This is a genomic window from Curtobacterium sp. 18060, assembly GCF_902706105.1.
Lineage (GTDB): Bacteria > Actinomycetota > Actinomycetes > Actinomycetales > Microbacteriaceae > Curtobacterium.
In genome coordinates this window covers 92121-118514 of record NZ_CACSJV010000007.1, presented here as the reverse complement: position 1 = coordinate 118514, position 26394 = coordinate 92121, and the positions used below count along the sequence as shown (strand labels likewise).

Sequence of the window (26394 nt, the reverse complement as noted above, 5' to 3'; positions counted from 1 at the left end):
TGCAGCGCGGGACGGTCAGCGCGGGAGCGGGACCGCTGCGTCGAACGCCTGCACGACACGCGCCACCACCTGGGCGGGCGGGGTGTCCCAGATCGCCTGGCTGAAGAGCTCGACCTCGACGTCACCGCTGTACCCGGCAGCGACCACCGCGTCCGTCACCGGCCCGAAGTCGACGTGGCCGTCCCCCGGGTAGCCCCGGGACAGCAGCGGGTCCGCCGCGATCGGGGTGGTCCAGTCGCACACCTGGTACGACGCGATCCGCCCGGCAGCCCCGGCGCGGGCGATCGACGCCGCGAGCGCCGGGTCCCACCACACGTGGAACGTGTCGACCACGACCCCCACTGCAGCGGCCGGGAACGGCGCCGCCAGGTCGATCGCCTGCGCGAGCGTCGACACCACGGCTCGGTCGGCGGCGTACATCGGGTGCAGCGGCTCGACGGCGAGCTGGACACCGGCGTCGAGGGCGTGCGGCACCAGGTCGGCGAGCGCATCGGCCACCCGGCCCCGGGCGTCGACCAGGTCGCGCGACCCCTCGGGCAGTCCCCCGGCGACGAGCACGAGCACGGGCGCCGAACCGGGTGCTCCGGCCGCGCCGAGGGCGGCGGTCTCGTCGATCGCGCGGCGGTTGTCGTCGAGCGCCCGCTGCCGCGCGGTGCCTGGCGGGAGGGTGAAGAAGCCTCCGCGGCAGTGCGACGACACCCGGAGCCCGGAGTCCGCGACCATCCGGACGGCCTCGGCGAGACCGACCTCGGTCACGGGCTCCCGCCAGGTGCCGATGGCTCCGACGCCGGCCCCGGCCACGGTGTCGAGCGCCTGCCGGAGCGGCGCGTACTTGATCGTCGCCTGGTTGACCGACAGTCGCGGATGCGGCGCAGCACCGGCGGACCGGACCGGCGTGACGGCGTCCGCCGCGGTCGTCACGCGACCACCTCGGCGACGGTGCGGTCGACGGTGGGTGATCCGGGCCTCCCGGTCGGCCGTGTCTCCACGCCGGCCACCGTGAGCAGCGCGTGCCAGCGCGAGGCGGCGAGGTCCGGGTGTTCGAGGGCGCCGCAGGCGTTCGCGAGCCGGATGGTCTCGGACAGGTGCGGCAGGGAGCGGCCGGCGTGCTGGCCGCCGACCATCTGGAAGGCGGGCTGGTGGCCGTTCAGCCAGGCGAGGAAGGCGATGCCGGTCTTGTAGTGCCAGGTCGGGGCGCTGAAGACGTGGCGGGAGAGCGCCTCGGTGGGGGCGAGGAGGGTGCGGTAGGCGGTCTCGTCGGGCAGGGCCTGGACGGCGGCGGAGGCGATGGGGGCGATGGCGGCGAAGGCGCCGAGGAGGGCGTCGGAGTGGGCTCGGCCGTCGCCTGCTACGAGGTCCACGTAGTGGAAGTCGTCGCCGGTGAACATCCGGGCGGTCGCGGGCAGCTGGGAGCGGAGGGCGACCTCGGCACGGGCGTTCAGCAGGCTCATCTTGATGCCGGAGACCTTCGGCCCGGCGTCGCGCATGATGTCGAGCACGGTGTCGGGGCCTTGCTGCCCGCCGAAGTAGCCGGCGAGGGCGGGGTCGAAGGCCTCCCCCAGCCAGTGCAGGACGACGGGGGCGCTCGCCCGTTCGATGACCCGTCCGTAGACGCGGCGGTAGGTGGCTGGATCGTGCTGCGCGAGTCGGGCCAGGTGGCGGCTCGCCATGAGGACGACGCCGGCGCCGGCGTCCTCGGCGTGGTGGAGCTGGGCGACGTAGGCGTCGACGACCTGCTGCTCGGTGGGCAGGTCGTCCCCGTCGTCCGGCAGGTCGTCGGTGTTCACGCCGACGACGATGCGGCCGCCGACGGAGTGCGCCTCGCGGGCGCTGCGGGTGATGAGCTCGCGCGTCGCGGCCGGGTCGAGGCCCATGTTCCGCTGCGCGGTGTCCATCGCGTCGGCAACGCCCAGCCCCCACGACCACAGGTTGTGGCGGAACGCGAGGGTGGCGTCCCAGTCGAGGTCGGCCGGGGCGCCGCGGGTGTTGTCGGCGGCGGCGCGCGGGACGACGTGGGCGGCCGCGTAGACGAGGCGCTGAGTCAGGGGCGCGGTCGGCTTGGCGGCGGCCGTGACTGCCGGCGGCTTCAGGGTCGTCCGGCTGGTCGTGCCGTCGGCGGCGAGGAGGGTGAGGTCGGTCATGCGCGTGCGCCGACCGTTTCGGTGCGCTGGGCGACCTCCGGCGTCTCGACCTGGAGGCGCGGCTCGGCTCCCGTGGGCAGGTGCAGCTCCGGCAGGTCCACGCGTCGACCCTCGGCGCTGGACCGCAGGCCGGCCTCCGCCAGCGCCACGCCGCGGGCACCGGAGAGCAGGTCGTAGGGGTGCGGGCGGCCGGCGACCAGGTCCTGCAGGAAGTCCTCCCACTGGGCGCGGAACCCGTTGCCGAACACCTCGTTGTCGGGGACCTCGAGCCACTGCGCCTTGTAGTCGCGGTCGTCCTTCAGGTCCGGGTTCCACACCGGCTTCGGCGTCGCCGTCCGGGGCTGGATGCGGCAGCCGAACAGCCCCGCGACGGCGCTGCCGTGGGTGCCGTCGACCTGGAACTCGACGAGCTCGTCGCGGTCGACCCGGACCGCCCAGCTCGAGTTGATCTGCGCCGTGATGCCGCCGGCCAGGTCGAAGACCCCGTAGGCGGCGTCGTCCGCGGTCGCCGGGTACTCGTGACCCTGCTCGTCGGTGCGCTGCTCGATGTGGGTGACGGCGCGGGCGTACACGGACTCGACGCGGCCGAACAGCTGCTCGAGCACGTAGTTCCAGTGCGGGAACATGTCGACGACGATCCCGCCGCCGTCCTGCTGCCGGTAGTTCCAGCTCGGGCGCTGTGCGGTCTGCCAGTCCCCCTCGAACACCCAGTAGCCGAACTCGCCGCGGACGCTGAGGACCTTCCCGAAGAACCCGGAGTCGATGAGGCGGCGGAGCTTCCGGAGGCCGGGCAGGTAGAGCTTGTCGTGCACGACGCCGTTCGGCACCCCGGCCTCGGCGGCCAGTCGGGCGAGTTCGAGCGCTTCCGAGGAGGTCTCGGCGGTCGGCTTCTCGGTGTAGACCGCCTTGCCGGCGGCGATCGCCCTGCGCAGGGCATCGGCACGGGCGCTCGTGACGGCGAAGTCGGCGAAGACGTCCCAGCGCGGGTCGGCGAGGGCGGCGTCGAGGTCGGTCGTCCAGTGCTCGAGGCCGTGGCGGATGGCGATCTCCTCGAGCTTCGCGGCGTTGCGGCCCACCAGGATCGGTTCGAGCTGCACGCGGGAGCCGTCCGGCAGCCGGAGTCCGCCGTCCTCGCGGATGGCCAGGATCGACCGGACGAGGTGCTGGCGGTAGCCCATGCGTCCGGTGACGCCGTTCATGATGATGCCGATGGTGCGCGTGGTGGTCAACGCGTGCTCCCTTGCTCGCTGTGGCCTGCTCTCCGCGTGGTGGAAAGCGCTTGCCCGGAACCGTACACCACGCCCGGCGCGCTGCAGTAGTACCCGAACACGAACGCACACGCGCGGCCGGGGTGCGGCGGCGGCTGCGGCTGCGGCGGCCCGCGCCCGAGGTTCCGAAATCTTGGAGTCTCGGGGCGCTGAGCGGCATTCCGTGGAACCTCGGCGCCGAACCCGCGGCATGTTGTGGAACCTCGACGCCCCGGGCGTCGGCGTGTCACGCGCCCTCGAGCCCGACCGGCCGCAGGCGCCGCACTCAGTGAGCAGAAAAGGTCGAGTGGCGGGGCCGGACCCGACCCTTTCTGCTCACGAAGCGCCCGCGAAGCGCCCGCGAAGCGCCCCGCCGCGCTACCGCGCCGTGCTCGCCCGCAGCACGACCTCGCCGTCGATGGCACCGTCGGCCTCGAGACCCAGCGCCCGCCGCACCGCCCGCTCCCCGATCTCCTCGAGCGGGAGCCGCACCGTGCTGAGCGCCGGCACGACGTCGGCGAGCATCTGCACGTCGTCGAACCCCGCGACGCCGACGTCCACCCCGGGGACGAGCCCGCGCTCCCGGATCGCCGCGACCGCCCCCACCGCCATCAGGTCGGTGACCGCGAACACGCACCGCGGCAACGCCCACGCGCCTCCCGCCGCCCGGTCGAGCAGGGTCACCATCGCCTGGTACCCGCCGTCGCGCGTGAACGCCGACGGCACCACCGCGTCGTCCGGCACCCGGATGCCGTGCGCGGCGAGCCCTGCGACGAAGCCCTCGACCCGGGCGTGCGCCGTGGCCAGGTCCGGGTCGCCGGACAGGACGGCGAACGAGTCGTGCCCCTGCTCGACCAGCGCACCCGCAAGGGCCGCGGCACCGCTGAGGTTCCGGATGACGACCCCGTGCACGCCGGGAACCCCTGCCGCGGCACCGTCGAGGTCGGACACGAGCGCGGACACCCCGGCACCGGCGGCGACGAGTGCGCCGACGGCAGCTGCGGAGTCCGACGCTCCCGACGTCTGCCCGGCACCGAGTCGACGACTCACGGCGAGCACCACGGCCCGCGGCCGGAGTCCGGCGACGACGCCGAGCACCGCGGCCTCGCGCGAAGGATCCCCGCCGGTCGAGGTGATCGTCACCACGAGCCCGGCGTCGTCGGCAGCCCGGATCGCCCCCGCGGCGATCGCGGCGAAGTAGGGGTCGGCGATGTCGCCGACGACGAGCGCCAGGGTCGTGGTGGTCCCGCGAGCGACGGCCTGCGCCTGCACGTTGGCGGTGTACCGGAGCTCGTGGGCGGCGGCCTGCACACGGTCCACCGACTCCGGTCGGACCTTCCGCGTGCTGCCGTTCAGCGCCCGCGAGGCGGTCGCGAGCGACACGCCTGCGAGCTCGGCCACGTCGGCCAGGGTGACGGTGCCTCGCTCGGGCATGTCGTGCCTCCAGTCCGGTCCGCGCCGCGCGCGGTCTGTGGCGAGGATAGCGATTTCCCGGGAGGCCCGACCAGCGTCCGCGCCGTCGGCGCGGCCATCCGAGACGGCTGGTCACATTGTCAGAACATCGCGCAGGAAAGCGCTTGCCATGAGCGCTCACGTCGTGTAGACCTGGGGACCTCGGCCGAGACACCCCGAACGCTCGCCCACGGCAGACGCCAGTGGTCCCGAACGAAAGCAGTGACGATGAAGTCATCCAAGAGAATGCTCGCGCTCGCCGGCGGCATCGCCGCACTGGCCCTGTTGAGCGGCTGTGCATCCGGCAGCTCCGGCGACGGCGGCAAGGTCGATCAGCTGACCTTCTGGCTCTCCACCTCCACCGCGCAGGAGAAGGGCTACCAGGACCTCGCCACCGCGTACGAGGAGAAGACCGGCGTCACGGTCAAGATCGTGAACCTGCCGTACGACGGGCTGCAGACCAAGCTCCGCGAGTCCGCCCAGGCGAACTCGCTGCCCGACGTCGTGCGCGCCGCCGGCATCGACCCGATCTGGACCGGCAAGACCGTCGACCTGGCCTCGATCGTCGCCGACGACGCGAACAAGATCGACCAGGACATCATCGCGAAGGACGACGACGGCAAGGTCACCTCGATCCCGTCCGACGTCACCGCTGCCGGCCTGTTCGTGAACAAGTCGCTGTTCGAGAAGGCCGGCGTCGACTACCCGACCGACCCCGCGAAGGCGTGGACCTGGGACGAGTTCCTCACGGCCGCCGACAAGGTGAAGGCGAAGACCGGCGCGAAGTACGACATGGTGTTCGACTCGTCGCCGTCGCGTCTGCGTGCCTACATGTTCACCAAGGGCACCGACTTCATGCAGCAGGAGAAGGACGGCTCCTTCCCGACCGACGCGAAGACCGTCGACGCACTGCAGGACTTCGCCGACATGAACGACGACTCGGTCATGCCGAAGTCGGTGTGGACGAGCAGCCAGGACCCGAACGCCCTGTTCAAGAGCGGCCAGGTCGTCGCGTACTTCTCCGGTGTGTGGCAGTCGTCGGACTTCGCGTCGAACATCACCGACTTCGACTGGGCGAGCGCCGCCACCCCCGCCGACCCGACCCACGCCACCGAGATCAACTACGGCGGGAACATCGTCGGCTTCGAGAACTCGGACGCCCGCGGTGCCGCCGCGAAGAAGTTCATCGACTACATGTACGACCCGACGAACTACGCGAAGCTCGTGACGACGAACGGCTTCCTGCCGGTCGAGACCGGGCTGGACATCCAGTACCCGTTCGAGTCCCAGGCAGCGAAGGACTCCTTCGCGCTGTACCAGAAGGAGATCGACGCAGCCGACCCGATCTCGAGCTCCTACGCCAAGGAGAGCGCGAAGTGGGCGGTCGAGGGCAAGGAGCTCGGCACCGATCCCACCACCGCCGAGGTCGGCAAGCTCATCAACGGGCAGCAGTCGGCCAAGAAGACCCTCGAGACGATCACGAAGTACTACGAGGAGCACGTCGGCTGACGGAACGGGGCCGGGCGCACGCGTCCGGCCCCGTTGTCTCTCCTTCCACAGCAGCACCACGTCGAACGAAGAGGATCATCGTGAGCATCCCCACCGCAGCCGGTGACGTGCAGACCGCCGTCCCCACCCCGGTGCCGCCCCGCCGGCCCGGAGCCGCGAAGACGACGAAGCGCCGCCGCACCGGCGTCAGCAAGCCCGTCCTCGCCCCGATCCTGTTCGTGAGCGTCAACGCCGTCCTGTTCGTCGTGTTCTTCGTGTGGCCCGCCGTCATCGGCCTCGGCTACTCGTTCACCGACTACAACGGCGTCGTCGACCCGAAGTTCATCGGCTTGGCGAACTACTTCGAGCTCTTCGCCGACGACACCTTCTACGCAGCCCTCGGGCGCACCTTCCTCTACGCGATCGTCGCCGTCCCGCTCGGCTTCGTGCTCGCACTGTCGATGGCGCTGATGCTGACGAGCCCGGCGGCGAAGGGCCGGAGCGTCGCACGCATCGTGTTCTTCGTGCCGTGGCTCATCTCCCCGATCGTCACCGGTGTGATCTGGCGGTGGATGTTCGGCGAGAACTTCGGCCTGGCGAACTTCGTCATCGAGTCCCTCGGTGGCAAGGCCGTGCCGTGGCAGTCGAACGCCGACCTGTCGCTGCTCGTGGTGGTGTTCGCCACCGCGTGGGCCGGCGCCGCCTTCAACATGCTGCTGTTCGTCGCCGCGATCCGGAACGTGCCGCAGTCCTACTACGAGGCAGCGTCCCTCGACGGGGCCGGCGCCTGGCACCAGTTCCGGTACATCACGCTGCCGAGCATCGCGCCGACGTCGTTCATCGTGATCCTGTTGTCGTCGCTCGGGGCGTTCAAGGAGTTCGCCACCATCCAGGCGCTCAACGGCGGCGGACCCGGCACCGACAACAACCTGCTCGTGCAGTACATCTACACGAACGGGTTCCAGAACGCCCACATCGGCTACGCGAGCGCGGCGTCGATGGTCCTCATGCTCATCCTCATGGCCATCGCGCTCATCCAGCTGGCCGTGAACCGTCGGACGGAGGCCCGTCGATGACCGCCACCCTGCCCAGCGCCCCCGGCGCACCCGCAACCGACAACACGACCAAGAGCAAGAGCACGCGCACGACCAAGGCCAAGCGCCTGGACGGCCCGCCTCGTCCCAAGGCCATCGCCGCCACCGCCCTGCTCTGGGTCTTCATCATCGCCTTCGGCTTCCCGGTCCTCTGGTTCGTGCTGAGCGCCTTCAAGCCCGGCGGCGAGCTGTTCTCGTACCCGCTGACCCTGCTGCCGAAGAACTGGTCGGTCAGCGGCTTCACCGAGGCGTGGGCGAGTTACGACTTCGCCCGCTACTTCGGCAACACCGTCATCGTCGCGCTGGTCACCACCGTGCTCACCGTGCTGGCGAGCGCCGCCACCGGCTACGCCCTGGCGAAGTACGACAACAAGTGGCTCAAGGTCTTCTTCGTCTGCATCCTGGCGACGACGATGCTGCCGACCGAGGTCATCCTCGCGCCGACGTTCATCGTGATCCGCGACCTCGGCATGTACGACTCGTTGGCCGGCATCATCGTGCCGTCGGTCATCACCGCGACCGGCATCTTCATGTTCCGGCAGTTCTTCATCACGGTGCCCGACGACCTGGTCGAGGCCGCGCGCATCGACGGTGCGAGCGAGTTCGGGATCTTCTGGCGGATCATGCTGCCGATCTCCCGGCCGATCATGCTGACGCTCGCGATCTTCTCGTTCCAGTGGCGGTGGAACGACTACATCTGGCCGCTGCTGGTGCTCAACGACCCGCACCAGTTCACGATCCAGATCGCGCTGCAGAGCATCGTCGGGGCCGAGAACGTCAACTGGACCGTCCTGCTCGGCGCCTCGGTGATCTCGATCATCCCGCTCGTGCTCATCTACCTGGTGTTCCAGAAGTACGTGAACGGCGCGGACCTCAACGCGGGACTGAAGGACTGATGGGCTTCCTCGACGCGGTCGGCCCGGCCGCGGACGCCGCCGTCGCGCGCCTCCGGCTCACCGACGACGATCCGGCTGCGCTGCAGCACCGGGAACTGATGGCGCGTGCCCTCACCCTGGTCGGGGCGTGGGTCCGGAACGAGCGGACGGGAGGCCCCGATCGCCTTCCCGACGACGACCTCGCCACCGCGCACGGCTGGGTCCGGCACCTCGCGGCCCGGCAGTCCCCCGGCGGCACGTTCGTCGGCGGCGACAACGTGCTCTCCCCGCCGGACTCGGCGTTCACCGTGAACGACGTCTGCGACGCCCTCGAGCTGCTCGCGCCGTACCGGGCGTCGGTCCCGGCGGCCGCGGTGCTCGCCGACGACCTCGACCGGATCGTGCACCGTGCGACGCCGGCGCTGCTCACCGGTGGCGTGCACACGCCGAACCACCGGTGGGAGGTCTCGGCCGCGCTCGCCCGGATCCACCGACTGCACCCGGCACCAGCGCTGGTCGCGCGGATCGAGGAGTGGCTCGCCGAGGGCGCGGACATCGACGCCGACGGGCTGTGGTCCGAGCGCAGCCCGAACTACGCGGCGGCCGTCTCGTGCCCGTCGTTCCTCGTCCTCGCCTCGGTGCTCGACCGCCCGGAGCTGCTCGACCCCGTCCGCCGGTCCCTCGACGCCACCCTCGCGCTCCTGCTGCCCGACGACACCGTCGAGACCGTCCAGTCCCGCCGCCAGGACCAGTCGCAGGCGTTCGGCATCGGCGCGTTCGCTCCCCTGCTCTGGCACCTGGCCGTGCTCGACGACCGCGCAGACCTCGCCGCCGTCGCTGCTCGGGCCGCCGTCGCGGACATGTGGCAGCCTGGTGCGGTCGCCGCCCGCGCGATGACGGATCCGCTGCTCGCCCGGCCGCTGCCCGTCGGTGCGCCGCTCGAACCGGCCGTGCACTCCTTCGCCGACGCCCGGCTCGTGCACGTCCGAGAACAGGACCGCAGCGTCGTCCTGTTCGCCGGCTCGGACGTGCCGTCGCAGGGCCACGTCCGATCGGGCCTGGCGAACAGCCCCACGTGCCTGCGCGTGTTCGCCGGTGCCGGCGCGGTCGTGCTGTCCGACGTCCGGCTGTCGCGGGAGTTCTTCGGGCTGGGGCCGTTCCGTCCGACCTCGCTGGAGTCCCTCGGCGACGGGCGGTACCGACTCGTCGAGACCATGTCCGCCGGCTACCACCAGCCCCTGCCCGCCGCGGCTCGACGCACCGACGGCGCGTACGCGCTCGGTGACGAGGGCCGGTTCTCGGCGTCGATGTCCTTCGGCTCGCGAGCGGCGGACACCGTCTCCCTCACCACGACGGTCGACGTCACCACCACGCCGGACGCCGTCTCGATCGACGTGACGACCGAGGGCGCCGACGTGCCGTGGTCGCTCCAGCTGACGTTCCGCGGCGGGGGTACGTTCACGGGTGTGAGCACCGACGCCGCGACCGGGGAGACCGTCCTCGCCGACGGGACCGGCACCTACCGTGTCGGCGACGACGCCGTGTCCTTCGGGGCCGGCAACGGCAGCGGCCCGACCCAGCCAGCGTTCTACGCGCCCGGACAGGACTACGCGTTCCTCGGCGGCACCGACCGACCGGACGGCGAGCACGTCCACGTCACCGGGCGCTCCCCCGGCACGACGCGCATCGTGATCGGCACCGCTCGATGACCCTCCCCGGCGTGGTGCTCGTCGGTGCGCGTGGGTACGGCCTGCACCACCGGGCGAACATCGACCGGCTCGTCGCCGCGGGGGTCTGCACGCTGACCGCCGTCGTCGACCCCACGCTGGGCACCAGCACCGACGACGGGGCGGTCGTCGTGGCCGACGTCGTGGCAGCGCGCGACCACGGCCCGGTCGACGTCGTCGTCATCGCTGCCCCGATCGCCGCGCACCTGCCGCTGGCGCTCGCTGCCCTCGAGGCCGGTGCCGACGTCCTGCTCGAGAAGCCCCCGGTGACCACCCGCGACGCGCTCGACACCCTGGTCGACGCCGAGCAGCGCACCGGCCGCGTCGTGCAGGTCGGGTTCCAGAGCCTCGGGTCCGAGGCGCTGCCGGCGTTCCGTGACGGGTCGCTCGTCGGTCCGGTCCGCTCCGCCGCGGCCGTCGGCACGTGGACCCGGAACCAGGCGTACTGGGACCGCTCCGCCTGGGCCGGACGGCGTCGGGTCCAGGGCGTCGACGTCCTCGACGGCGTGGTCACGAACCCGCTCGCCCACGCGGTCGCGACGGCCCTGGCGCTCGTCGGCTGCCGTCGGGCGTCCGACGTCAGGCGCGTCGAGGTCGAGCTGTTCCGGGCGAACGACATCGAGGGCGACGACACCTCGGCCGTCCGGGTCACGACCAGCGCCGGGCTCGAAGCCACCGCGGCTCTGACCCTGTGCGCTCCGTCCGAGGTCCTGCCGACCGTTCGGGTCCGCGGCACCGCCGGGAGCGCCGTGCTGCACTACACGGCCGACGAGGTCACCGTCGGCGACACCACCCAGACGCTCGGCCGGACGGACCTGCTCGAGAACCTGCTCGCCCACCGGTCCCGCGGCGACGATCTGCTCGTCCCCCTGGTCTCCACGGGTGCGTTCGTCGAGGTGCTCGAGGCCGTCCGTGCCGCCGAGCCCGTCCGCATCGACCACCCCTGGGTGACGTGGGAGGGCGAGGGGCCTGCCCGTCGTCCGCTCGTCGCCGACGTCGAGGCGATCGTCGACCGCGCCGCCGACGCACGAGCGTTGTTCTCCGAGGTCGGCGCGCCCTGGGCCCACACCGCCCGCGACGAGGTGCTGCAGGTCCTGCGCGTCAGCGGGGCCGCGGTGGCCACGGAACTCGACGGCTCCGGGACCATCGCGACGTCGTCCCCGCGTCCGTACCTGCACCCCGTGCGGACCCTCGGCGGCACCGTCCTGAGCGCCCACCACCCGGCCGACCACGACTGGCACTGCGGTGTCGGGGTCGCGATCCCCGACGTCGACAGCGTGAACTGCTGGGGCGGCCGCACCTACGTGCACGGTCCGGGCTACGTGTGGCGCGACGACCACGGCCGCGTCGACGTCGTGCGTGCCGAGCAGCACCCAGCCCCGCACGGCGGCGGCACGGTCCAGGAACTCGTCTGGCGCGGCCCCGACCACACGGTCGTCCTGCACGAGGACCGCACCCTCGCCTGGCGCGCCGTCGACTCCGGGTGGGAGCTGACCTGGTCGTCCTCGTTCCGAACCCCCGGCGACGCCGTCGTGCACCTCGGCGGTCCGGGCAGCAACGGCCGGGTCGGCGCCGGGTACGGCGGGTTCTTCTGGCGCTTCGCCGACTGCACCGACGTGGCCGTCCGGACCGCTGACGCGCAGGGCGAGGCGGCGGTGCACGGCTCGGTCTCGCCCTGGGTGGAGTGGTCGGCGGTGTTCGAGGGAGCGCCTGCGACGATCCGGCTCGAAGCGCTCGACCACCGCGATCCCTGGTTCGTCCGGGTCGCCGAGTACCCGGCGATCGGTTCGGCCCTCGCCTGGCGTGCGCCGGCGCTCGTGCACCCCGGTGTCCCGCTCGTCCGGTCCTACCGCGCCACGATCACCGACGGCGCGACGTTCGCCGACGGTGCGACGCCGGGCGGCAATACGCTGGACCGATGAGCACCGCAGACTGGGAGGCCCGCGTCGCCGCACTCTGGGCCGATGACACGATCGACGACCAGCAGCGCATCGACCGCATGCGCGAACTCGCCGACGCTGCGCCGCACCCGGCCCTCGGCGCGTTCGAGCTCGGCGGCGCGAACGACTCCGGCGGCCACGAGGCCGAGGCCGACGTCCACTACGCAGCCGCCACCGCCGCGGGACTCGCGCACGTCGATCCTGCCCGGGCTGCGCAGATGGTCGTGCAGCACGCCTCGACCCTGCGGAACCTCGACCGTGTCGACGAGGCCATCGCGATGCTCCGCGACGCCCCGGAACACCCGTCCACCGGTGCCGCGCCGAAGGTGTTCCTCGCGCTCGCCCTGCACAGTGCGGGCCGTCACGACGAGGCGCTCCGTGTCGCGATCGAGGCCGTCGAACCGACACTCCCCCGCTACCACCGCTCGGTCCGCGCCTACGCGGCGGCCCTCACCGAATGAATTGCACGAGCCGGGCGGCGGTGACGACCCGGCTCGCGGGGACGAGGACGTCCCTCCCGTCCGGTCGCGACACCCGAATCGCGGCGGGACGAGCTGCGGGGCAGGACAGGAAGGAAGCGTCGACGCTCGACTGAGGCCCAGAGAGGCGCTCCCTCCCCACGGGTCGATCGTGCTTCGACCACTTGCGGATTCGGGTTCCGTTACCTCGCACAGCATGCGCCTGCGCGGTCTGAACCGATAGGGGCAGTGCCCGATCAGCCGGGATCGGCGGTCAGGCGTTCCGTCGCTGCAGCGCTTCTGCAGCCTTGCCGAGCAGCCAGTTGACGGCCCAGCCCAGCACGCCGATGACCGGCAGTGCGAGGATCACGAGCGTCCAGAGGACCTTGACCACGAGCGTGCGCCGACGGTCACGCCAGACCTGCACGATCGCGAGGACCTCGAGGGCCAGCATCAGCAGGAGCACGAACACGTGCGACTCGGACAGGTCCATGAACACAGTGCGATCCCTCCGTGGCGGCCGCTGCCGCGCAACGAACCGACAGTAGGGCCGACGCCGCCGCCCACGCCACCTCCCGTCCAGGTGTCACCGCGCCACCGTTCCCGCACCCGCAATGCCCCCCCCGCTCCCGCGAACGGGCGAAATACCCCGGCCGGCCGGCTCCTCACCCCGGCATTTCGCCCGCTCGCGCGAACGGGCACTCGTATTCCACCGGATGCATGCGAGTTGCGGCATGCGACCGCGAGCGGGCGAAATGCCCGGGTCGCGGGGCGCGCAACCCCGGTATTTCGCCCGCTCGGCGTCCAGCGCGCGCCGATCGGGCGAGCGGGCAGCCCGGCGGGAGGCGCGCGCCGAACGGGCAGGCCGCCCGCGGGCGGGACCGACGCACGAGGCGCGACCGTAGGGCGGACGGGAGGCGCGGGGCGGGCCCGCACCGGGCCTCCCGTCCGTCAGCGGCGACCGCCTAGGGCCGCGCGCCCTCCTGCGGGACCGCCTGCGCGACCGGCAGGGAGTCGCTCGTCGTGCGGAGCGACTCCTGCCGGATCTCGAGCTGCGTGACGGCGAGGGCGGCCAGGTCGTGCAGGTTGGCGAGGTCGGCCTCGGTCGCCTGCCGCGGCTTCGTGTCGAGCACCGCGAGGGTGCCGATCGGAACACCGTCGTGCCGCACGAGCGGCACGCTCACGTAGAACCGGATGCCGAGCGCGCCGGTGACGAGCGGGCTGTGCTGCATGTCCGGGTGGATCGACCCGTCCGGGATGACGACGGGGACCGCGACGGGCGCGAAGCCGTTGCCGAAGTTGATGTTGCGCGCTGCTTCGTCGACGCCCTCGGCGATGTACGACTGCGACCAGGCGCGGTCCTCGTCGAGCACCTCGACCAGGGCGATGGGCGCGTCGAACAGGCGGGCGGCCATCGCGGTGGTGCGGTGCAGGGCCTCGTCGGGCAGGGTGTCGAGCGTCGCCGGGCGGGCCGAGTCGGCGTCGGCTCGCGGCGCACCGGCAGCGGCGGTCGGAGCCGCGGCCGTGGTGTCCACGACGTGGTCGGTGCCGGCGGTCTCGGTCATGACGACGTCGCGCAGCATCGTGACCAGCTCGGCGCCGGCGGGGCGCGCGGCCGGGTCCTGCGCGGTCATCGCACGCAGCAGCTGCTTCCAGTGCTCGGGCAGTGGCTCGGGCACGACCGGGTCGCGGGACAGGCGGGCGACCGCGGACTCGACGAGCGAGCCGGGGAACTCGCGGCGGCGGGTGAAGCACTGCAGCAGCACGAGGCCGAGCGAGTAGACGTCGCTCGGGCTTCCGACGTCGCCGCCGCGGGCCTGCTCGGGGCTGAGGTAGGCGGCGGTGCCGGTGGTGACGCCGTCGGCGGTCATGCGTTCGACGCCCGCGGCGAGCGCGATGCCGAAGTCGGTGAGCCGCGCGCGGGCACGGTCGGAGTCGTGGCCGTAGTCGACGAGCAGGATGTTCGACGGCTTGATGTCGCGGTGCACGACGCCGTGGCTGTGGATGTAGTGCAGCGCCTCGGCCATGTCGTAGCCGATCTCGGCGATGTGCCGGGAGGCGAGGGGGCCGACGGCGAGGCGTTCCTCGAGGTCCTGACCGACGACCAGCGCCATCACGAGGTACCGCTGGTGGGTGCCGTCGTGGCCGGTGACGACGCCGGTGTCGAGCAGGCTGACGAGGTTGTGGTGCTCGAGCGAGGCGAGCACGCCGAGTTCGGCCTCTTGCCGGGCGATGTCGACCGTGCCGGCGTGGAACACCTTGACGGCGACGGGGCGGTGCAGGCTCTCGTCGATGCCGCGGTACACGACGGACATGCCGCCCTGGCCGATGGCGTGTTCGAGTCGGTAGCGCCCGTCGAGCAGTGGGGCCGCGGACTGGGTGTCCTCGGTCGGACTCATCGAACCTCGTTCTCGGTGCGGGCAGGCGTCGGTGCATCCTCCCATCCCGACGGGGATCGTGGGGGCCCGCGGCGTTCTCCGGCTGAACGGCGCCGACGCGTCAGCCCGTCGGCCCGCTCTCGAACAGCACCCGCATCGCGTCGGCCCGGATCCAGCGCTCGCTCACCAGGAGCGGCCGCCCGGTGCCGGCGTCGACGGTGCAGCTCTCGATGAACCACCCGAGGGTGACCTCGTCGAGGTCCAGGTGCCGGGCGACCTCGTCGGTGACCACGTCTGCACCGGCGCGCACCCACCGGCGGACGGGCTCGGCGCCGGCGGCCTCGCGCAGCACGTCGTAGAGCGAGTTCCGCACCCGCAGCGCCTGCCCGAGTTCGGGGACGACCGTGCGGGGCACCCACTCGACGCCCCACGCGGCGGGCAGTCCGTCGACGAGTGAGCGCCGGGTCAGCCGGTGGCACGGCGCTCCGGGTTCGAGCCCGAGGTGCGGGGCGACGGATGCGGGTACCGGTGCGAGGGCGCAGGACAGCGTGACGCTCGAGGGTTCTCCCCCGGCGTCGCGCACGGTGCGGCTCCACGACGGCGCGGCGTCGGAGCCGATCCGGTAGTCGATGCGCCGTGCGACGAAGCTGCCGACGCCCTTGACCCGGCGGATCCGGTTGCGGCGCTGCAGGTGCTGCAGGGCAGCGCGGGCGGCCGACCGGCCGACGCCGAAGCGTGCGGCGAGTTCGGCCTCGCTGGCGACCCGGGTGCCGACGACGGTGTCGGCGAGCTCGGCTTCGAGCTCCGCCGCGATCTCGAGGTAACGCGTTTCCGGCACGCTGCGGACTGTAACCGAGGTGGCGGGCCCGTCGCACACCTGTCCGGACAGGAGCGTTGCAGGCTCCCGGCGCTGTTCACCTGCCGGACACCTGCGGACCGGATGGTGGTCATCGGTTCCTCGGACGCTGTGGGCAGCCCCGCTCTCGCGGGAGACAGCCCGCACCCGCGGGTGACCGGACCACAGGAGCCCCATGATCTCGCTCGTCTGCCTCGACATGGCAGGGACCACCGTGCACGACGGCGGTGTCGTCGTCGATGCCTTCCGCACCGCCCTCACCGACGTCGGCCTCGAGCCCGGCACGGCCGCGCACGACCACGCCGTGCAGTACGCGCTCGACACCATGGGGCAGTCGAAGATCGCCGTGTTCACGGCCCTGTTCGACGGTGACACGGTGCGTGCCGAGGCGGCGAACGCCGCTTTCGAGCGCGCCTACGCGGCGACGGTGGGGCGCGGCGTCCGGCCCGTCGACGGTGCGGTGGACGTCCTGGAGGCCCTGCGCGCGTCCGGCACGAAGGTCGCGTTGACGACGGGGTTCAGCCCAGTGACCCGCGACGCCGTCCTCGACGCGCTCGGCTGGCAGGACCGGGTCGACCTCGCGCTGTCGCCGGCCGACGCCGGTCGTGGCCGTCCGTTCCCGGACATGGTCCTGACCGCCGTGCTGCGCACGCAGACCGACGACGTGCGCCAGGTCGCCGTCGTCGGTGACACCGTGGCCGATCTGCTGACGGGCACCCGTGCCGGGGCGTCGGTCGTCGCCGGTGTCCGGACCGGGACCCACCAGGACGCCGACTTCGCCACCGCGCCGCACACGCACGTGCTCGACTCCGTCGCCGACCTGCCCGCACTGCTCGCCGGACTCGACGCGGCCGCGCTCGGGACCGACGTCCCGCACGCCGACGAGCCGCGCGCCGACGAGTTCAGCGCCGTGGCGCGGTGACCGACGTCGACGCCCGGTACGCGCTCTGGCACGGCATCGGGCACCCGGTCACGGTCGAGGAGCACGCCGGTGCGCTTCCGATGCCCGACGGGTCCGTCCTGGTCGCGATCGAGGCGGCGACGGTGTGCGGCAGCGATCTGCACACGGCCCTCGGGCACCGCGCCGGACCAGCGCCGAGCGTCCTCGGGCACGAGCAGGTCGGCCACGTCGTCGCGATCGCCCCGGGGTCGGTGCCGACCACCGTCGCCGGCGTCCCCGTCGCCCTCGGTGACCGGATCGTCTGGTCGGTCGCGGCGTCGTGCGGCACGTGCGACCGGTGCCGTGCCGGGCTGCCGCAGAAGTGCCGGTCCCTGCGGAAGTACGGTCACGAGGCGTCGACCGCCGACTGGCTCCTCAACGGCGGGTTCGCGACGCACTGCGTCCTGTTGCCCGGCACCGCGATCGCCGTCGTGCCCGAGCACCTGCCGGCCGTGGTCGCCGCCCCGGCCGCGTGCGCCACGGCCACCGTCGCCGCTGCACTGGACGCGGTGGACCGGCCGCTCGCCGGGGCTCGGGTCCTCGTGACGGGTGCGGGCATGCTCGGGGTCACGGCGGTCGCGATGGCCGTCGCCGCCGGGGCCACCGTCGTCGTCTCGGACCCCAATGCCCGGCGACGTGCCCTGGCCGTGTGCTTCGGCGCGGATGCTGCGGTGTCGCCGGGCGAGCCGGTGGGTGCCGTCGACGTCGCGATCGAGCTGTCCGGCTACCCGGACGCCGTCGAGACCGCGGTGGACGCCCTGGACGTCGGCGGCACGGCCGTCCTCGTCGGCGCGGTGTCGTCGAGTCGCCCGGTGTCGCTCGACCCCGAGCGCATCGTGCGGGGGCTGCTCCGGATCGTCGGCGTGCACAACTACGCACCCCGGCACCTCGCCACCGCGGTGGACTTCCTGGCGTCGACCGACCTCCCGTTCGCCGACCTCGTCGAACCCGCCGTCGGACTCGAAGGTGTCGACCACGCCGTCGTGACCCCGCCGTCGGCCGGGTACCTGCGCCGCGCGGTCGTGCCGTCCAGCATGCTGGTCGGATGACGACGTACCGCGCCGCCCGAGTCCATCTCGGCGCGGGCACCGACGACACCGTCCTGCACGTACGGGACGGTGTCGTCGTCGCATCGCAGTCCGACGACGACGTGGTCGACCTCGGCGACGTCGGACTGCTGCCCGGGTTCGTCGACGTGCACGCCGACTCCCTCGCCCGGTTCGAGCAGCCGCGCCCCGGCGTCGGCGTCCCGCTGCCGCACGCCCTCGACGCCTTCGCGGCGGACGCGCTGCTCGCCGGCGTGACCACGGCGTTCCTGTGCTGCTCGATCGAGCCCGACACCGTGCCGACCCGGAGCGCGGAGCACGCGGCCGCCGTGCTCGACGCCCTCGCGACCACGCCGCTGCCGATCGACGTCCGCGTGCACCTGCGCGTCGACGTGACGGACGACGGCACCGTGGACGCGCTCGAGCGGCTCGTCGCCGGTGCCCCGGCGCGCGTCGGACTCGTCTCGTACATGGACCACACGCCGGGCCGCGGGCAGTACCCGGACGAGGCAGGGTGGCGTCGCGCCTACCGGGCGCTGGACCGACTCGGCGACGACGAACTCGACGCACGCCTCGACCGGTTCCGCCGCGGAGCCGCCGGGGTCCCGGGCCGCCGCGAGCGCATCGCCGCGGTCGCTCGCGCAGCCGGTGTCGTGCTCGCCGCGCACGACGACGACTCGGTCGAGGCCGTGCAGACCGCGGCGCGCCTGGGCGCCGGCATCTCGGAGTTCCCGGTGACGACGGACGCGGCGCAGACGGCCACCACGGCAGGGCTCGGCGTCGTGGTCGGTGCGCCGAACCTGTGGCGCGGTGGCTCGCACGGGTCCGGACCCTCGGCCCGGTCGGCACTCGTCGCCGGGCACGCCGACGTCGTCACGTCCGACTACCACCTCGGCTCGCTGCTCCCCGGGCTGCGTGCCGCTGCGGCCGCCGGGGTCGCGCCCTTCGACGACCTCGTCCGCACCGTCACCGCGGCACCGGCGCGGCACACCGGTCTCGACGACCGCGGCTCCCTGACACCCGGACACCGTGCGGACCTCGTCGCGGTCCGTGGCGAGCGTGTCGTCGGGGTGTGGGTCGCCGGTCAGCGGGTGCTGGCGCGCACCTGATCCTGGTGCTGCCCGGGCACGGCGTCGAGGACCGACGGTGCCAGGCCGAGTCCGGTGGTCATGCCGATCCCCGTGGTGACGGTCACGACGTCGACGCCCGGCAGCGGGTGCTCGACGAGGAACTCCTGCCGGGGTGAGGACGCGTAGACGCCCTGCCACCGGTCGAGCACCCGGAGCGGCGCACCGAACAGCCGCTCGGTCTCGGCGACGAGCAGCCGGAAGCCGTCCTCGTCCTGGAACGGTGGAGCGTCGACCTCACGCTCGTGGGTGTCCCCGACGATGACGCTGCCGTCCGGCGGCGACGTGTACATCTGGTTGAGGTCCCAGCGGATGCCGTCGGGCAGCGACGCCGCCAGGGCGGACCGGAGTGCCTCGGCACTCGGCATCGCCGCGAACCCGGAGTACCGGAGCAGCGACCACCCGGTGAGCAGCGGCGTCGCGAGCGGGAAGGCCAGCGGGATCGCAGCGCGGAGCATGTGGAGCCGACACCGGACGACCCCGGCCGCCTCGGCGAGGGCCGGGAACAGCTGGTCGACGTCGTGGTTCGTGCAGACGACGATGCGGTCGGCCTCGATGGTGCCGCGCGCCGTGCGGACCGCACCGGTCTCGATCCCGAGCGCAGCGGTGCGCCAGTGGAACCGGACCCCCTGGGTGGCGAGCCAGGCGGCGATGGCGGGTGCGGCCTCCCGGGGGTCGACCTGCAGGTCCTGCGCGAGGTGCGCTCCCCCGCTGGCCGTGGCGTGGTCGACCGGCACGGCGGCCGCGATCGCGGACCCGTCGAGCAGGCGGACGTCCGCGCCCGTGGCGCGGTACTCCTCGAGCACCGCGAGCTCTTCCGGACGGCGCGCGACGACGTGCGCCCCGCGCTCTCGAGCCGTGAACCCGGCGAGCGGAGCCAGCGTGAGCCACCGGTGGCGGGCCTCCTGGGCGTACCCGGCGGCCTCGCCCGTCTGCGGGGTGATGCAGGCGTGCCCGAAGTTGCGGACGCTCGCACCGACGACGCCGGCGGCGCGGTCGACGACGGCGACCCGTGCGCCGCGGAGCGTCGCCTCGTAGGCGACGCCGAGGCCGACGATGCCGGCGCCGACGACGAGGACGTCGACCCGCTCGGTGCCGGCCGTCGTGACCGTCGTTGTCGTCGTACTCACCGGAAGACCCTCCGCATCCACATGGCGATGCCCTCGACCACGAGCACCGTGACCAGGATCATCAGCACGATCCCGGTGACCGAGGCGTAGTTCGAGCCCTGCGCGGCGTTGAGCAGGTAGTACCCGATCCCACCACCACCGACGATGCCGAGGATGGTCGCCGCGCGGATGTTGGTGTCGACGAGGTAGAACGTGTGACCGATCATCGCCCGGATGCCCTGGGGCACCGTCGCGCCGGCGTACCGCTGGAACCGGGTCGCGCCGGTGGCGGTGAGGGCGCGCTCCGGGCCGGGCTGGACCTCTTCCAGCGAGTCGGCGACGAGCTTGCCGAGCAGGCCGACGCCGCCGAACGCGAGTGCGAGGGTGCCGGCCTGGGCGCCGAGGCCGGTGATGACGATGAGCACCACCGCCAGGATCGTCTCCGGGATGCCGCGCACGACGACGAGCAGGAACCGGGCGCCGGTCCGGACGCCGCGGGTCGGTGCGACGTTGCGGGCCGCGAACGAGCCGATCACCATCGAGAACACGAGCGCGAGCAGGGTGGCCGCGAGTGCGATGGCGACGGTGTCGAACATCGCGGAGAACATCACGCCGGCGCCGTAGCTGCCGAAGGACGGCGGCCAGAACTGGGCGGCGACCGGCGGGATCTTCCCCCACACGGTGGCGAGGTCGCCCCAGGCGATGTCGCACACCACGACGCTGCCGATGACGACCAGGACCGCGGCCCAGGACCACACGGTGGTGCGGACGCGCGCGGCGGTCCACGGGCGGCGGAGGGCGTCGTCGGGGGTGGCGAAGCGTGCGGCGGCGGCGGCGCGGGGCTCGGCCGTGGCGCTGTTGCGCTGGCGCCGCTCGCCGCTGGCCTGCCGGCGGCGCATGCCCGCACGGATGGCGCTCGCGCCGATCCCCCGGCCGGCCGGAGCGACGCCGAGCATGGCGGCCCGGACCGAGCTCGACACGATCTCCATGAGCACGCAGAGCGCGAAGATGACGATCGCGTACCCGATGCCGAGCGAGTAGTCGAGGGACTTGAACGCGAACGACATCTCGCGGCCCAGGCCGACGATGCCGACGTACCCGAGGATCACCGAGCCCCGCAGGTTGATGTCGTTGCGGTGCAGGATCGTCGCGACCCACGACGGCAGCACCTGCGGCAGCACGCCGGCCGTGAACTGCTGCAGGCGGTTGCCCCCGGTGGCGCGGATCGCGGTGCGGGGCCCTTCGTCGATCTGCTCGATGGTGTCGGCGAAGAGCTTCGAGATCATGCCGATCGAGTGGATGCCGATGGCGAGGATGCCGGGCAGCGGGCCGATCGTGAACATCAGCACGAACACCATCGCGAGGACGACGTCCGGGATCGCGCGGGTCAGGACGCTCACGAACCGCGCGGCGGCGATCCACCCGCGGCCCGGGCTGGTGTTGCCCGCCGCGAGGTAGGCGACGGGGACGCTCAGCACCGCGGCGAGCAGGGTGCCGAGCAGCACGAGCCCCACGGTGAGCGCGGTCTGCTGCAACAGCGTCGCGGCTTCCGGGAACCGGACCGTGCCGACGCGCTGGAAGAAGTGCTCCGCGTTCGACCACGACGCGATCATGTTCGGCACCGAGATGTCGATCCGGGCCAGGGCGACGCACGCCAGCACGGCCAGGGCGACGAGTGTCAGGCCGGCGGCGACGCGCTCGGGCGAGACGCGTCGGCGCGGTGCTGCGGCGACGGCCTGCTCGGGCGAACGGTGGGTGCGGACGACGGGCCGCTCGGTGACGGCGGTCACGCCGGTAGCCCGCTCGTGGCGTCCAGGGTGTCGTGCAGCGCCTCGACGGCCGCGAACTCGTCGGTCGACGTCGCGACCTGGCCGTAGATCTCCATGACCTGCGCCTTGCCGAGCCCCTCGGTGCGGGTGTCGAGGACGACCTCGCCGTGCCGGAGTCCGATGATCCGGTCGGCCCAGGACAGTGCGAGGTCGACCTGGTGCAGGCTGCACAGGACCGTCAGGCCCCGCTCGGCGGCGATCTCGCGGATGAGCCCCATCACCTGGCCGCTCGACTCCGGGTCGAGCGACGCGACGGGCTCGTCGGCGAGCAGGACCGACGGGTCCTGCATGAGCGCCCGGGCGATCGCGACGCGCTGCTGCTGCCCGCCCGACAGGGTGTCAGCCCGCTGGTAGGCACGATCGAGCAGCCCGACGCGGTCCAGGTGCACGAGCGCTCGGTGCCGCAGCCGACGGGGGTAGGACCACAGCCCGAGCCGCGGGCCGCGCAGGGTGGCGAGCGCCCCGGTCAGGACGTTCTCGAGCACGGTCAGCGCGGGCACGAGCTCGAACTGCTGGAACACGAACCCGACCTGTCGGCGCAGCTCGCGGAGTCTCCGGCCGGACAGGTCGTGCACGGCCGTCCCACCGACCCGGACGGTGCCGGAGGTGGGCAGTTCGAGGGCGTCCACGTGCCGGAGCAGCGTGGACTTGCCGGACCCGGACAGCCCGAGGAGGACGACGACCTCGCCCGGTCGGACGGTCAGGGACACGTCCCGGAGCGCGGTCGTGTCACCGAAGCGCTTCGTGAGGGCGGTGATCTCCACCGCGGGGTCGTCGTGCGTCATGCGTGCTTCTCCTCGCGCTGTCCGGGCTCCGGGGGTGCCGGGGTCAGGCCTGGCAGGTGGTCGACTTCGTGGTCTTGCAGATGTCGCGGATCAGGTCGTAGTACCCGTCGTCGACCGGCTTCGTGCCGTAGAACACGCTGCGGAAGCCGGGGCTGTCGGCACTCGTCACGCCGGCGGCGATGATGTCGTCGATCGTGACGTCGGCGAGCGCCTTCGTCAGGGTGTCCTTCTCGGCCTGCGGCAGGGTGTCGGAGACGACGATCGGGGCGCCGGGCACCATGGTCTTCGCGATGACCGTGACGTCCTTGTTCTTCTCGACCTCGCTGTCCTCGGCGAAGCCGGCCTCGCACTCGGTGCCGGCCGCGACCTTCTGGACGCTGACGTCGTGCTTGCCGGCGAAGACCGGGGTGACGTCCTTGGTGGGGTCGATGTCGGCCTTCAGCAGGTTGTAGCTCGGGAACAGGTAGCCGGAGGTCGAGGACGGGTCGACGAAGCAGACCTTCTTGCCCTTGAACCCGTCGAGCGAGGTGATGTCACTGCCCTTCGGCACGATCGCCTCGGAGTAGTAGCCGGGCTTCTGCCCCTCGGCCGTGATGATCGACGACACGGGCGTGATCTTCGCGCCGTTGTTCTTCGCCGTCACGTAGGTGAAGCCGGAGAACGACGCGACGTCGATCTTGCCGGCGACCGACGCCTCGATGAGCGCGGCGTAGTCGGTCGACTCGTGGTACTCGACCTTCTTGCCGGACTCCTTCGCGATGTAGTCCATCAGCGGCTGGTAGTTGGTCTCGGTGTCCACCGAGTCGGGCACGACGCCGAACACGATCGTGTTCTCGTCCGCGGCGTACTTCGTCGCGGTCGACGTCTCGTCGCTGCCGGCGGCGGCCGTGGAACCCGCCGAGCAGGAGCTGAGCGTCGCGGCGAGCACGAGGGCGCCGGCCAGGGCGGCCAGCGGCTTGAGGGCGGTGATGGGCATGATGACCTTTCGGGCGGCGGGGCGAGGATCCGCAGCGGGGCGGGGTCCGCCGTCCGCTCGGGACGCCGCAACTGTGGCATCCGACAGGTTGCGCGCCGTGCCCAACCGGTGCACCGAGGGTGACCGGCAGGTGAACACGACAGGCACCTGTCCGGACAGGTCTCCCCTGCCGGCGCGGGACGGTCCGCCCTCAGACCGCCAGCAGGGCGATCCCGGCGAGCACGACGACCGACGCCGCGATCCGTGTCCCGGCCCGCCCCTCGCGCAGCACCACGACGCCGAACACGCTCACGAGCACCACGCTGACCTCGCGCATCGGGGCCACGAGCGCGACCGGTGCGATCGTGATCGCGACGAGCACCAGGATGTACGACAGCGGCGAGAGCACCCCGAACGCCAGCACCCGGCCCCAGTGCGCACGGAGGACCGGCAGGACCTCGCGCCGACGCGGGCCGAGGGCTGCGCCGAACAGCACGATCTCGACCGCCGTGCAGCCCACCATGAAGGCGACCGGTGCGACACCGCCGCGCACCAGGTGCGCGTCCCAGATCGTGTACGCAGCGATGGCCACACCGGTGAGCAGCCCGGCGACGATGCCGGGGTCGAGCCGACGGCGCGGCAGGGCGCGGGGTGCGGTCGCCGTCCCGCGGTCCGCGAGCCCGACCGCCACGACCCCGACGAGCACCAGCAGGCCGCCCGCCAACGCCCACCACGACGGTCGCTCCCCGAGGAGGGTGATCGCGAGGACGACGCTGATCGTCGGACCGGTCCCCCGTGCGGTCGCGTACACCGTGGACAGCTGCCCGACCCGGTACCCGCGCTGCAGCACGAGCATGTACGCCACGTGCAGCAGCCCGGACACGACGATGCCGACCAGGAAGCCGGACAGGCTCCCCGTGCCGAGTCCGCCGGTGAACGGCACCACCCCGATCCACACGACGACGCTCGACACGGCGCCGAGCCACAGGAACGGCAGCCCGATCCGGCTCACGCCGTGGGCGATGACGTTCCAGGCGGCGTGCGCGACGGCGGCGGAGAGGACGAGGAGGACGGCGAACGGAGTCACGGGCAGGACCTTCCGCTCGACGCGCGGCGCGACGAGCGAGGTCCTCCAGGCTTTTGTCCGTTCAGATGACGGTCCGCGTTCGGTGGCGAGCCGTGGCGCCGCTCGGACCAGTCGGACGGGAGTCCCGGAACCCTAGGCGCTGTCGACAGGACCGTAGCACGGGCGGCGAACGACGTTCCAGCCTGTCCGGACAGGTGCGTCTGCGGTTCACCACGCGTTCGTCCCCACGCTCCCGGGTCGCACGCCCAAGGCCACGCTGCGCCGATGGGCTGGCCACTCCACCGACCTCGAGAAGGGCCTCGACCGTGCGCATCCCCAGGACCATCCCCATCGCCGCGACCGCGATCGCACTGGCGGCGAGCGGCCTCGCCACCGGCATCGCCGCAGCACCCGCCGCCACCGCAGCGACCTCGGCCGCCGCTGCCGCGGCCAACAGCAACCACGTCGTCGTCATCGGCATCGACGGCGCGTTGTTCGACCGCATCGCCGCGGCGGACGCCCCCAACCTCGACGCGATGATCGCGTCCGGGTACTCGTCGAAGACCTGGCTGTACGCCGCCCCGATGGCGCAGACACTGTCCGGCCCCGGCTGGGCGACGAACCTGACCGGCGTCTGGCCGGACAAGCACAAGGTGCTCAGCAACACGTGGGGCACCACGAGCGACATCACGGAGTACCCCGACTTCCTGACCCGGCTCGAACGTGCGAACAGCGCCCTCACCACGTACGCCGATGCCAGCTGGAACCCGATCGTCGACGGTTCGGTCGGCACGCCGCTCATCGGTACGGTGGACAAGCGGTACGCCGCCACGAGCGACGCCGACGCGGCCGCCGACGCCGTGTCGACCCTCCGGTCGACCGGCCCGAACGCCTCGTTCGTGCACTTCGACGACGTCGACCACGCCGGCCACTCGTACGGTGCCGCGTCGCAGCAGTACCTCGACGCCATCAGCGAGGTCGACGGGTACGTCGGGCGGCTGCAGGCAGCGGTGCAGGCCCGCTCGACGTACTGGTCGGAGCAGTGGTCGTTCATCGTGACCGCCGACCACGGGCACACCGACGCCGGCGGCCACAGCGGCAGCACCCCGGCCGAGCGCTCGGCGTTCATCATCAAGACCGGCCCCGGCATCACGAAGCAGACCCCGGCGATCCGCCCGAAGAACGTCGACATCGCCGCCGACGTCCTCGCCACCTTCGGCGTCGCCCGCCCCGCCGAGCTCGACGGCCGCCCCCTCGCGACCGCGTCGACCGACCCGTTCGACACGATGGTCGGCGCGCTGAAGCCCCGCGTCGACGAGTCCGGGATCCCGGCCTCGACGCTCGGCTGGACGAAGAGCATGCCGACCGGCTGGAGCGTCGACAACACGGGCATGGGCACCGGTGGCGTCACCGAGTGGGCCGGCTGGACCCTGACCGACGACGACTTCTGGACGCAGTCACAGCGCGACCAGACCCGCGAGGCCAACGTCCGCGAACGCGGTGTCTTCGCCGTCGCCGACTCCGACGAGTGGGCCGACAAGACCCACACCGGCACGTTCTCGAGCCGCATCACCTCGCAGCCGTACTCGGTCGCCGGCAAGGCCAGCGCGACCGTGTCGTTCGGCAACCACTACCGCCAGGAGGGCACGCAGCAGGCCACCGTCCTCGTCTCCTTCGACGGCGGCGCGTTCCGGCAGGTCGCGTCGTACACGACCGACCAGATCGCGCAGGTCGCGTCGGTCCCCGTCACGGTGCCGTCCGGTGCGAAGCAGGTCCGCGTCCAGTGGGCGCTCACGAACGCCGACAACGACTGGTACTGGGCGATCGACGAGCCGCAGGTGCGCTGAGCAGGACTGTCGCTGAACAAGACTGTCGCCTGAG

22 protein-coding genes are annotated in these 26394 nt (G+C 72.5%); 10 read left to right on the top strand and 12 right to left on the bottom strand.

The features are described 5' to 3' along the window. Window positions 1–15: 15 nt before the first annotated feature. The 4 genes from GVL05_RS06045 to GVL05_RS06030 form a co-directional block, all read right to left on the bottom strand. Window positions 16–921, bottom strand: coding sequence for a sugar phosphate isomerase/epimerase (locus tag GVL05_RS06045; RefSeq protein ID WP_159572183.1), 906 nt, complete (start codon window positions 919–921; stop codon window positions 16–18). Next, the gene (locus tag GVL05_RS06040) at window positions 918–2141 is read right to left on the bottom strand and encodes a DUF993 family protein (RefSeq protein ID WP_159572180.1); all 1224 of its coding nucleotides are present in this window, start codon (window positions 2139–2141) and stop codon (window positions 918–920) included. The genes GVL05_RS06045 and GVL05_RS06040 overlap by 4 nt, the downstream gene beginning before the upstream one ends. After that, on the bottom strand, window positions 2138–3340 hold the full coding sequence (locus GVL05_RS06035; protein ID WP_235035876.1) for a Gfo/Idh/MocA family protein: 1203 nt from the start codon (window positions 3338–3340) through the stop codon (window positions 2138–2140). Before GVL05_RS06035 ends, GVL05_RS06040 begins: the two co-directional genes overlap by 4 nt. Before the next feature lie 426 nt (window positions 3341–3766). Then, on the bottom strand, window positions 3767–4822 hold the full coding sequence (locus tag GVL05_RS06030) for a LacI family DNA-binding transcriptional regulator (RefSeq protein ID WP_123936770.1): 1056 nt from the start codon (window positions 4820–4822) through the stop codon (window positions 3767–3769). Between the two features lie 246 nt (window positions 4823–5068). Here GVL05_RS06030 and GVL05_RS06025 point away from each other — a divergent pair, with 246 nt between their 5' ends. The 6 genes from GVL05_RS06025 to GVL05_RS06000 all read left to right on the top strand — a co-directional run bounded on the left by GVL05_RS06025 (window position 5069) and on the right by GVL05_RS06000 (window position 12425). Beyond that, window positions 5069–6349 carry an ABC transporter substrate-binding protein gene (locus GVL05_RS06025; RefSeq protein WP_235035875.1) on the top strand — a complete coding sequence of 427 codons (1281 nt, stop codon included), beginning with the start codon at window positions 5069–5071 and terminating at the stop codon, window positions 6347–6349. Between the two features lie 80 nt (window positions 6350–6429). Then, window positions 6430–7404: a carbohydrate ABC transporter permease gene (locus tag GVL05_RS06020; protein ID WP_200849164.1), complete on the top strand. Its 975-nt coding sequence runs from the start codon at window positions 6430–6432 to the stop codon at window positions 7402–7404. Continuing rightward, window positions 7401–8318 (top strand): carbohydrate ABC transporter permease, encoded by a 918-nt coding sequence (locus GVL05_RS06015; RefSeq protein WP_235035874.1) that lies wholly within the window; start codon window positions 7401–7403, stop codon window positions 8316–8318. Before GVL05_RS06020 ends, GVL05_RS06015 begins: the two co-directional genes overlap by 4 nt. Beyond that, window positions 8318–10006: a hypothetical protein gene (locus tag GVL05_RS06010; protein ID WP_159572174.1), complete on the top strand. Its 1689-nt coding sequence runs from the start codon at window positions 8318–8320 to the stop codon at window positions 10004–10006. Before GVL05_RS06015 ends, GVL05_RS06010 begins: the two co-directional genes overlap by 1 nt. Further along, the gene (locus GVL05_RS06005; protein ID WP_159572171.1) at window positions 10003–11946 is read left to right on the top strand and encodes a DUF6807 family protein; all 1944 of its coding nucleotides are present in this window, start codon (window positions 10003–10005) and stop codon (window positions 11944–11946) included. Before GVL05_RS06010 ends, GVL05_RS06005 begins: the two co-directional genes overlap by 4 nt. Further along, on the top strand, window positions 11943–12425 hold the full coding sequence (locus GVL05_RS06000; protein ID WP_131881652.1) for a tetratricopeptide repeat protein: 483 nt from the start codon (window positions 11943–11945) through the stop codon (window positions 12423–12425). Before GVL05_RS06005 ends, GVL05_RS06000 begins: the two co-directional genes overlap by 4 nt. Before the next feature lie 271 nt (window positions 12426–12696). Here GVL05_RS06000 and GVL05_RS05995 read toward each other — a convergent pair whose 3' ends face one another. The 3 genes from GVL05_RS05995 to GVL05_RS05985 form a co-directional block, all read right to left on the bottom strand. Further along, the gene (locus tag GVL05_RS05995) at window positions 12697–12915 is read right to left on the bottom strand and encodes a PLDc N-terminal domain-containing protein (RefSeq protein ID WP_159572168.1); all 219 of its coding nucleotides are present in this window, start codon (window positions 12913–12915) and stop codon (window positions 12697–12699) included. A gap of 472 nt (window positions 12916–13387) precedes the next feature. Next, complete coding sequence (locus GVL05_RS05990; RefSeq protein ID WP_159572165.1) at window positions 13388–14821, bottom strand: GAF domain-containing serine/threonine-protein kinase; 1434 nt, start codon at window positions 14819–14821, stop codon at window positions 13388–13390. A 100-nt stretch (window positions 14822–14921) separates the two neighbouring features. Then, the gene (locus GVL05_RS05985) at window positions 14922–15638 is read right to left on the bottom strand and encodes a GntR family transcriptional regulator (protein ID WP_159572162.1); all 717 of its coding nucleotides are present in this window, start codon (window positions 15636–15638) and stop codon (window positions 14922–14924) included. A 193-nt stretch (window positions 15639–15831) separates the two neighbouring features. Between GVL05_RS05985 and GVL05_RS05980 the strand changes: the two genes are divergently transcribed. From GVL05_RS05980 to GVL05_RS05970, 3 genes are read left to right on the top strand one after another with little or no spacing between them, the layout of a single operon-like run. After that, entirely contained in the window at window positions 15832–16578 is a 747-nt protein-coding gene (locus GVL05_RS05980) for a phosphonatase-like hydrolase (RefSeq protein WP_159572159.1), read from the top strand. Next, window positions 16575–17645 carry an alcohol dehydrogenase catalytic domain-containing protein gene (locus tag GVL05_RS05975; protein WP_200849163.1) on the top strand — a complete coding sequence of 357 codons (1071 nt, stop codon included), beginning with the start codon at window positions 16575–16577 and terminating at the stop codon, window positions 17643–17645. The genes GVL05_RS05980 and GVL05_RS05975 overlap by 4 nt, the downstream gene beginning before the upstream one ends. Beyond that, complete coding sequence (locus GVL05_RS05970) at window positions 17642–18751, top strand: alpha-D-ribose 1-methylphosphonate 5-triphosphate diphosphatase (protein WP_159572156.1); 1110 nt, start codon at window positions 17642–17644, stop codon at window positions 18749–18751. Before GVL05_RS05975 ends, GVL05_RS05970 begins: the two co-directional genes overlap by 4 nt. Here GVL05_RS05970 and GVL05_RS05965 read toward each other — a convergent pair. From GVL05_RS05965 to GVL05_RS05945, 5 genes are all read right to left on the bottom strand, one after another. After that, the gene (locus GVL05_RS05965; RefSeq protein ID WP_159572153.1) at window positions 18727–19899 is read right to left on the bottom strand and encodes a TIGR03364 family FAD-dependent oxidoreductase; all 1173 of its coding nucleotides are present in this window, start codon (window positions 19897–19899) and stop codon (window positions 18727–18729) included. The two genes, GVL05_RS05970 and GVL05_RS05965, sit on opposite strands and share 25 nt — an antisense overlap. Continuing rightward, window positions 19896–21668 (bottom strand): ABC transporter permease, encoded by a 1773-nt coding sequence (locus GVL05_RS05960; RefSeq protein ID WP_159572150.1) that lies wholly within the window; start codon window positions 21666–21668, stop codon window positions 19896–19898. Before GVL05_RS05960 ends, GVL05_RS05965 begins: the two co-directional genes overlap by 4 nt. Further along, window positions 21665–22492 (bottom strand): phosphonate ABC transporter ATP-binding protein, encoded by an 828-nt coding sequence (phnC, locus tag GVL05_RS05955; protein WP_159572147.1) that lies wholly within the window; start codon window positions 22490–22492, stop codon window positions 21665–21667. The genes GVL05_RS05960 and phnC overlap by 4 nt, the downstream gene beginning before the upstream one ends. Window positions 22493–22535: 43 nt before the next feature. Then, a complete protein-coding gene (locus tag GVL05_RS05950) occupies window positions 22536–23468 on the bottom strand; it encodes a phosphate/phosphite/phosphonate ABC transporter substrate-binding protein (RefSeq protein WP_159572144.1) in 933 nt (310 codons plus the stop codon). Window positions 23469–23658: 190 nt separating this feature from the next. Beyond that, entirely contained in the window at window positions 23659–24534 is an 876-nt protein-coding gene (locus tag GVL05_RS05945) for an EamA family transporter (RefSeq protein ID WP_159572141.1), read from the bottom strand. Window positions 24535–24839: 305 nt separating this feature from the next. On the opposite strand from GVL05_RS05945, the gene GVL05_RS05940 reads away from it, so the two are divergent. After that, on the top strand, window positions 24840–26360 hold the full coding sequence (locus tag GVL05_RS05940; RefSeq protein WP_200849162.1) for an alkaline phosphatase family protein: 1521 nt from the start codon (window positions 24840–24842) through the stop codon (window positions 26358–26360). The last annotated feature ends 34 nt before the right edge of the window (window positions 26361–26394 follow it).

What these genes read in the sequence shown, in the direction of transcription:
- GVL05_RS06040 (WP_159572180.1), bottom strand. Translation starts at nt 2,141, where the DNA reads ATGACCGACCTCACCCTCCTCGCCGCCGACGGCACGACCAGCCGGACG.
- GVL05_RS06035 (WP_235035876.1), bottom strand. Translation starts at nt 3,340, where the DNA reads ATGAACGGCGTCACCGGACGCATGGGCTACCGCCAGCACCTCGTCCGG.
- GVL05_RS06030 (WP_123936770.1), bottom strand. Translation starts at nt 4,822, where the DNA reads ATGCCCGAGCGAGGCACCGTCACCCTGGCCGACGTGGCCGAGCTCGCA.
- GVL05_RS06025 (WP_235035875.1), top strand. Translation starts at nt 5,069, where the DNA reads ATGAAGTCATCCAAGAGAATGCTCGCGCTCGCCGGCGGCATCGCCGCA.
- GVL05_RS06015 (WP_235035874.1), top strand. Translation starts at nt 7,401, where the DNA reads ATGACCGCCACCCTGCCCAGCGCCCCCGGCGCACCCGCAACCGACAAC.
- GVL05_RS06010 (WP_159572174.1), top strand. Translation starts at nt 8,318, where the DNA reads ATGGGCTTCCTCGACGCGGTCGGCCCGGCCGCGGACGCCGCCGTCGCG.
- GVL05_RS06005 (WP_159572171.1), top strand. Translation starts at nt 10,003, where the DNA reads ATGACCCTCCCCGGCGTGGTGCTCGTCGGTGCGCGTGGGTACGGCCTG.
- GVL05_RS06000 (WP_131881652.1), top strand. Translation starts at nt 11,943, where the DNA reads ATGAGCACCGCAGACTGGGAGGCCCGCGTCGCCGCACTCTGGGCCGAT.
- GVL05_RS05995 (WP_159572168.1), bottom strand. Translation starts at nt 12,915, where the DNA reads ATGGACCTGTCCGAGTCGCACGTGTTCGTGCTCCTGCTGATGCTGGCC.
- GVL05_RS05990 (WP_159572165.1), bottom strand. Translation starts at nt 14,821, where the DNA reads ATGAGTCCGACCGAGGACACCCAGTCCGCGGCCCCACTGCTCGACGGG.
- GVL05_RS05980 (WP_159572159.1), top strand. Translation starts at nt 15,832, where the DNA reads ATGATCTCGCTCGTCTGCCTCGACATGGCAGGGACCACCGTGCACGAC.
- GVL05_RS05970 (WP_159572156.1), top strand. Translation starts at nt 17,642, where the DNA reads ATGACGACGTACCGCGCCGCCCGAGTCCATCTCGGCGCGGGCACCGAC.
- phnC (WP_159572147.1), bottom strand. Translation starts at nt 22,492, where the DNA reads ATGACGCACGACGACCCCGCGGTGGAGATCACCGCCCTCACGAAGCGC.
- GVL05_RS05950 (WP_159572144.1), bottom strand. Translation starts at nt 23,468, where the DNA reads ATGCCCATCACCGCCCTCAAGCCGCTGGCCGCCCTGGCCGGCGCCCTC.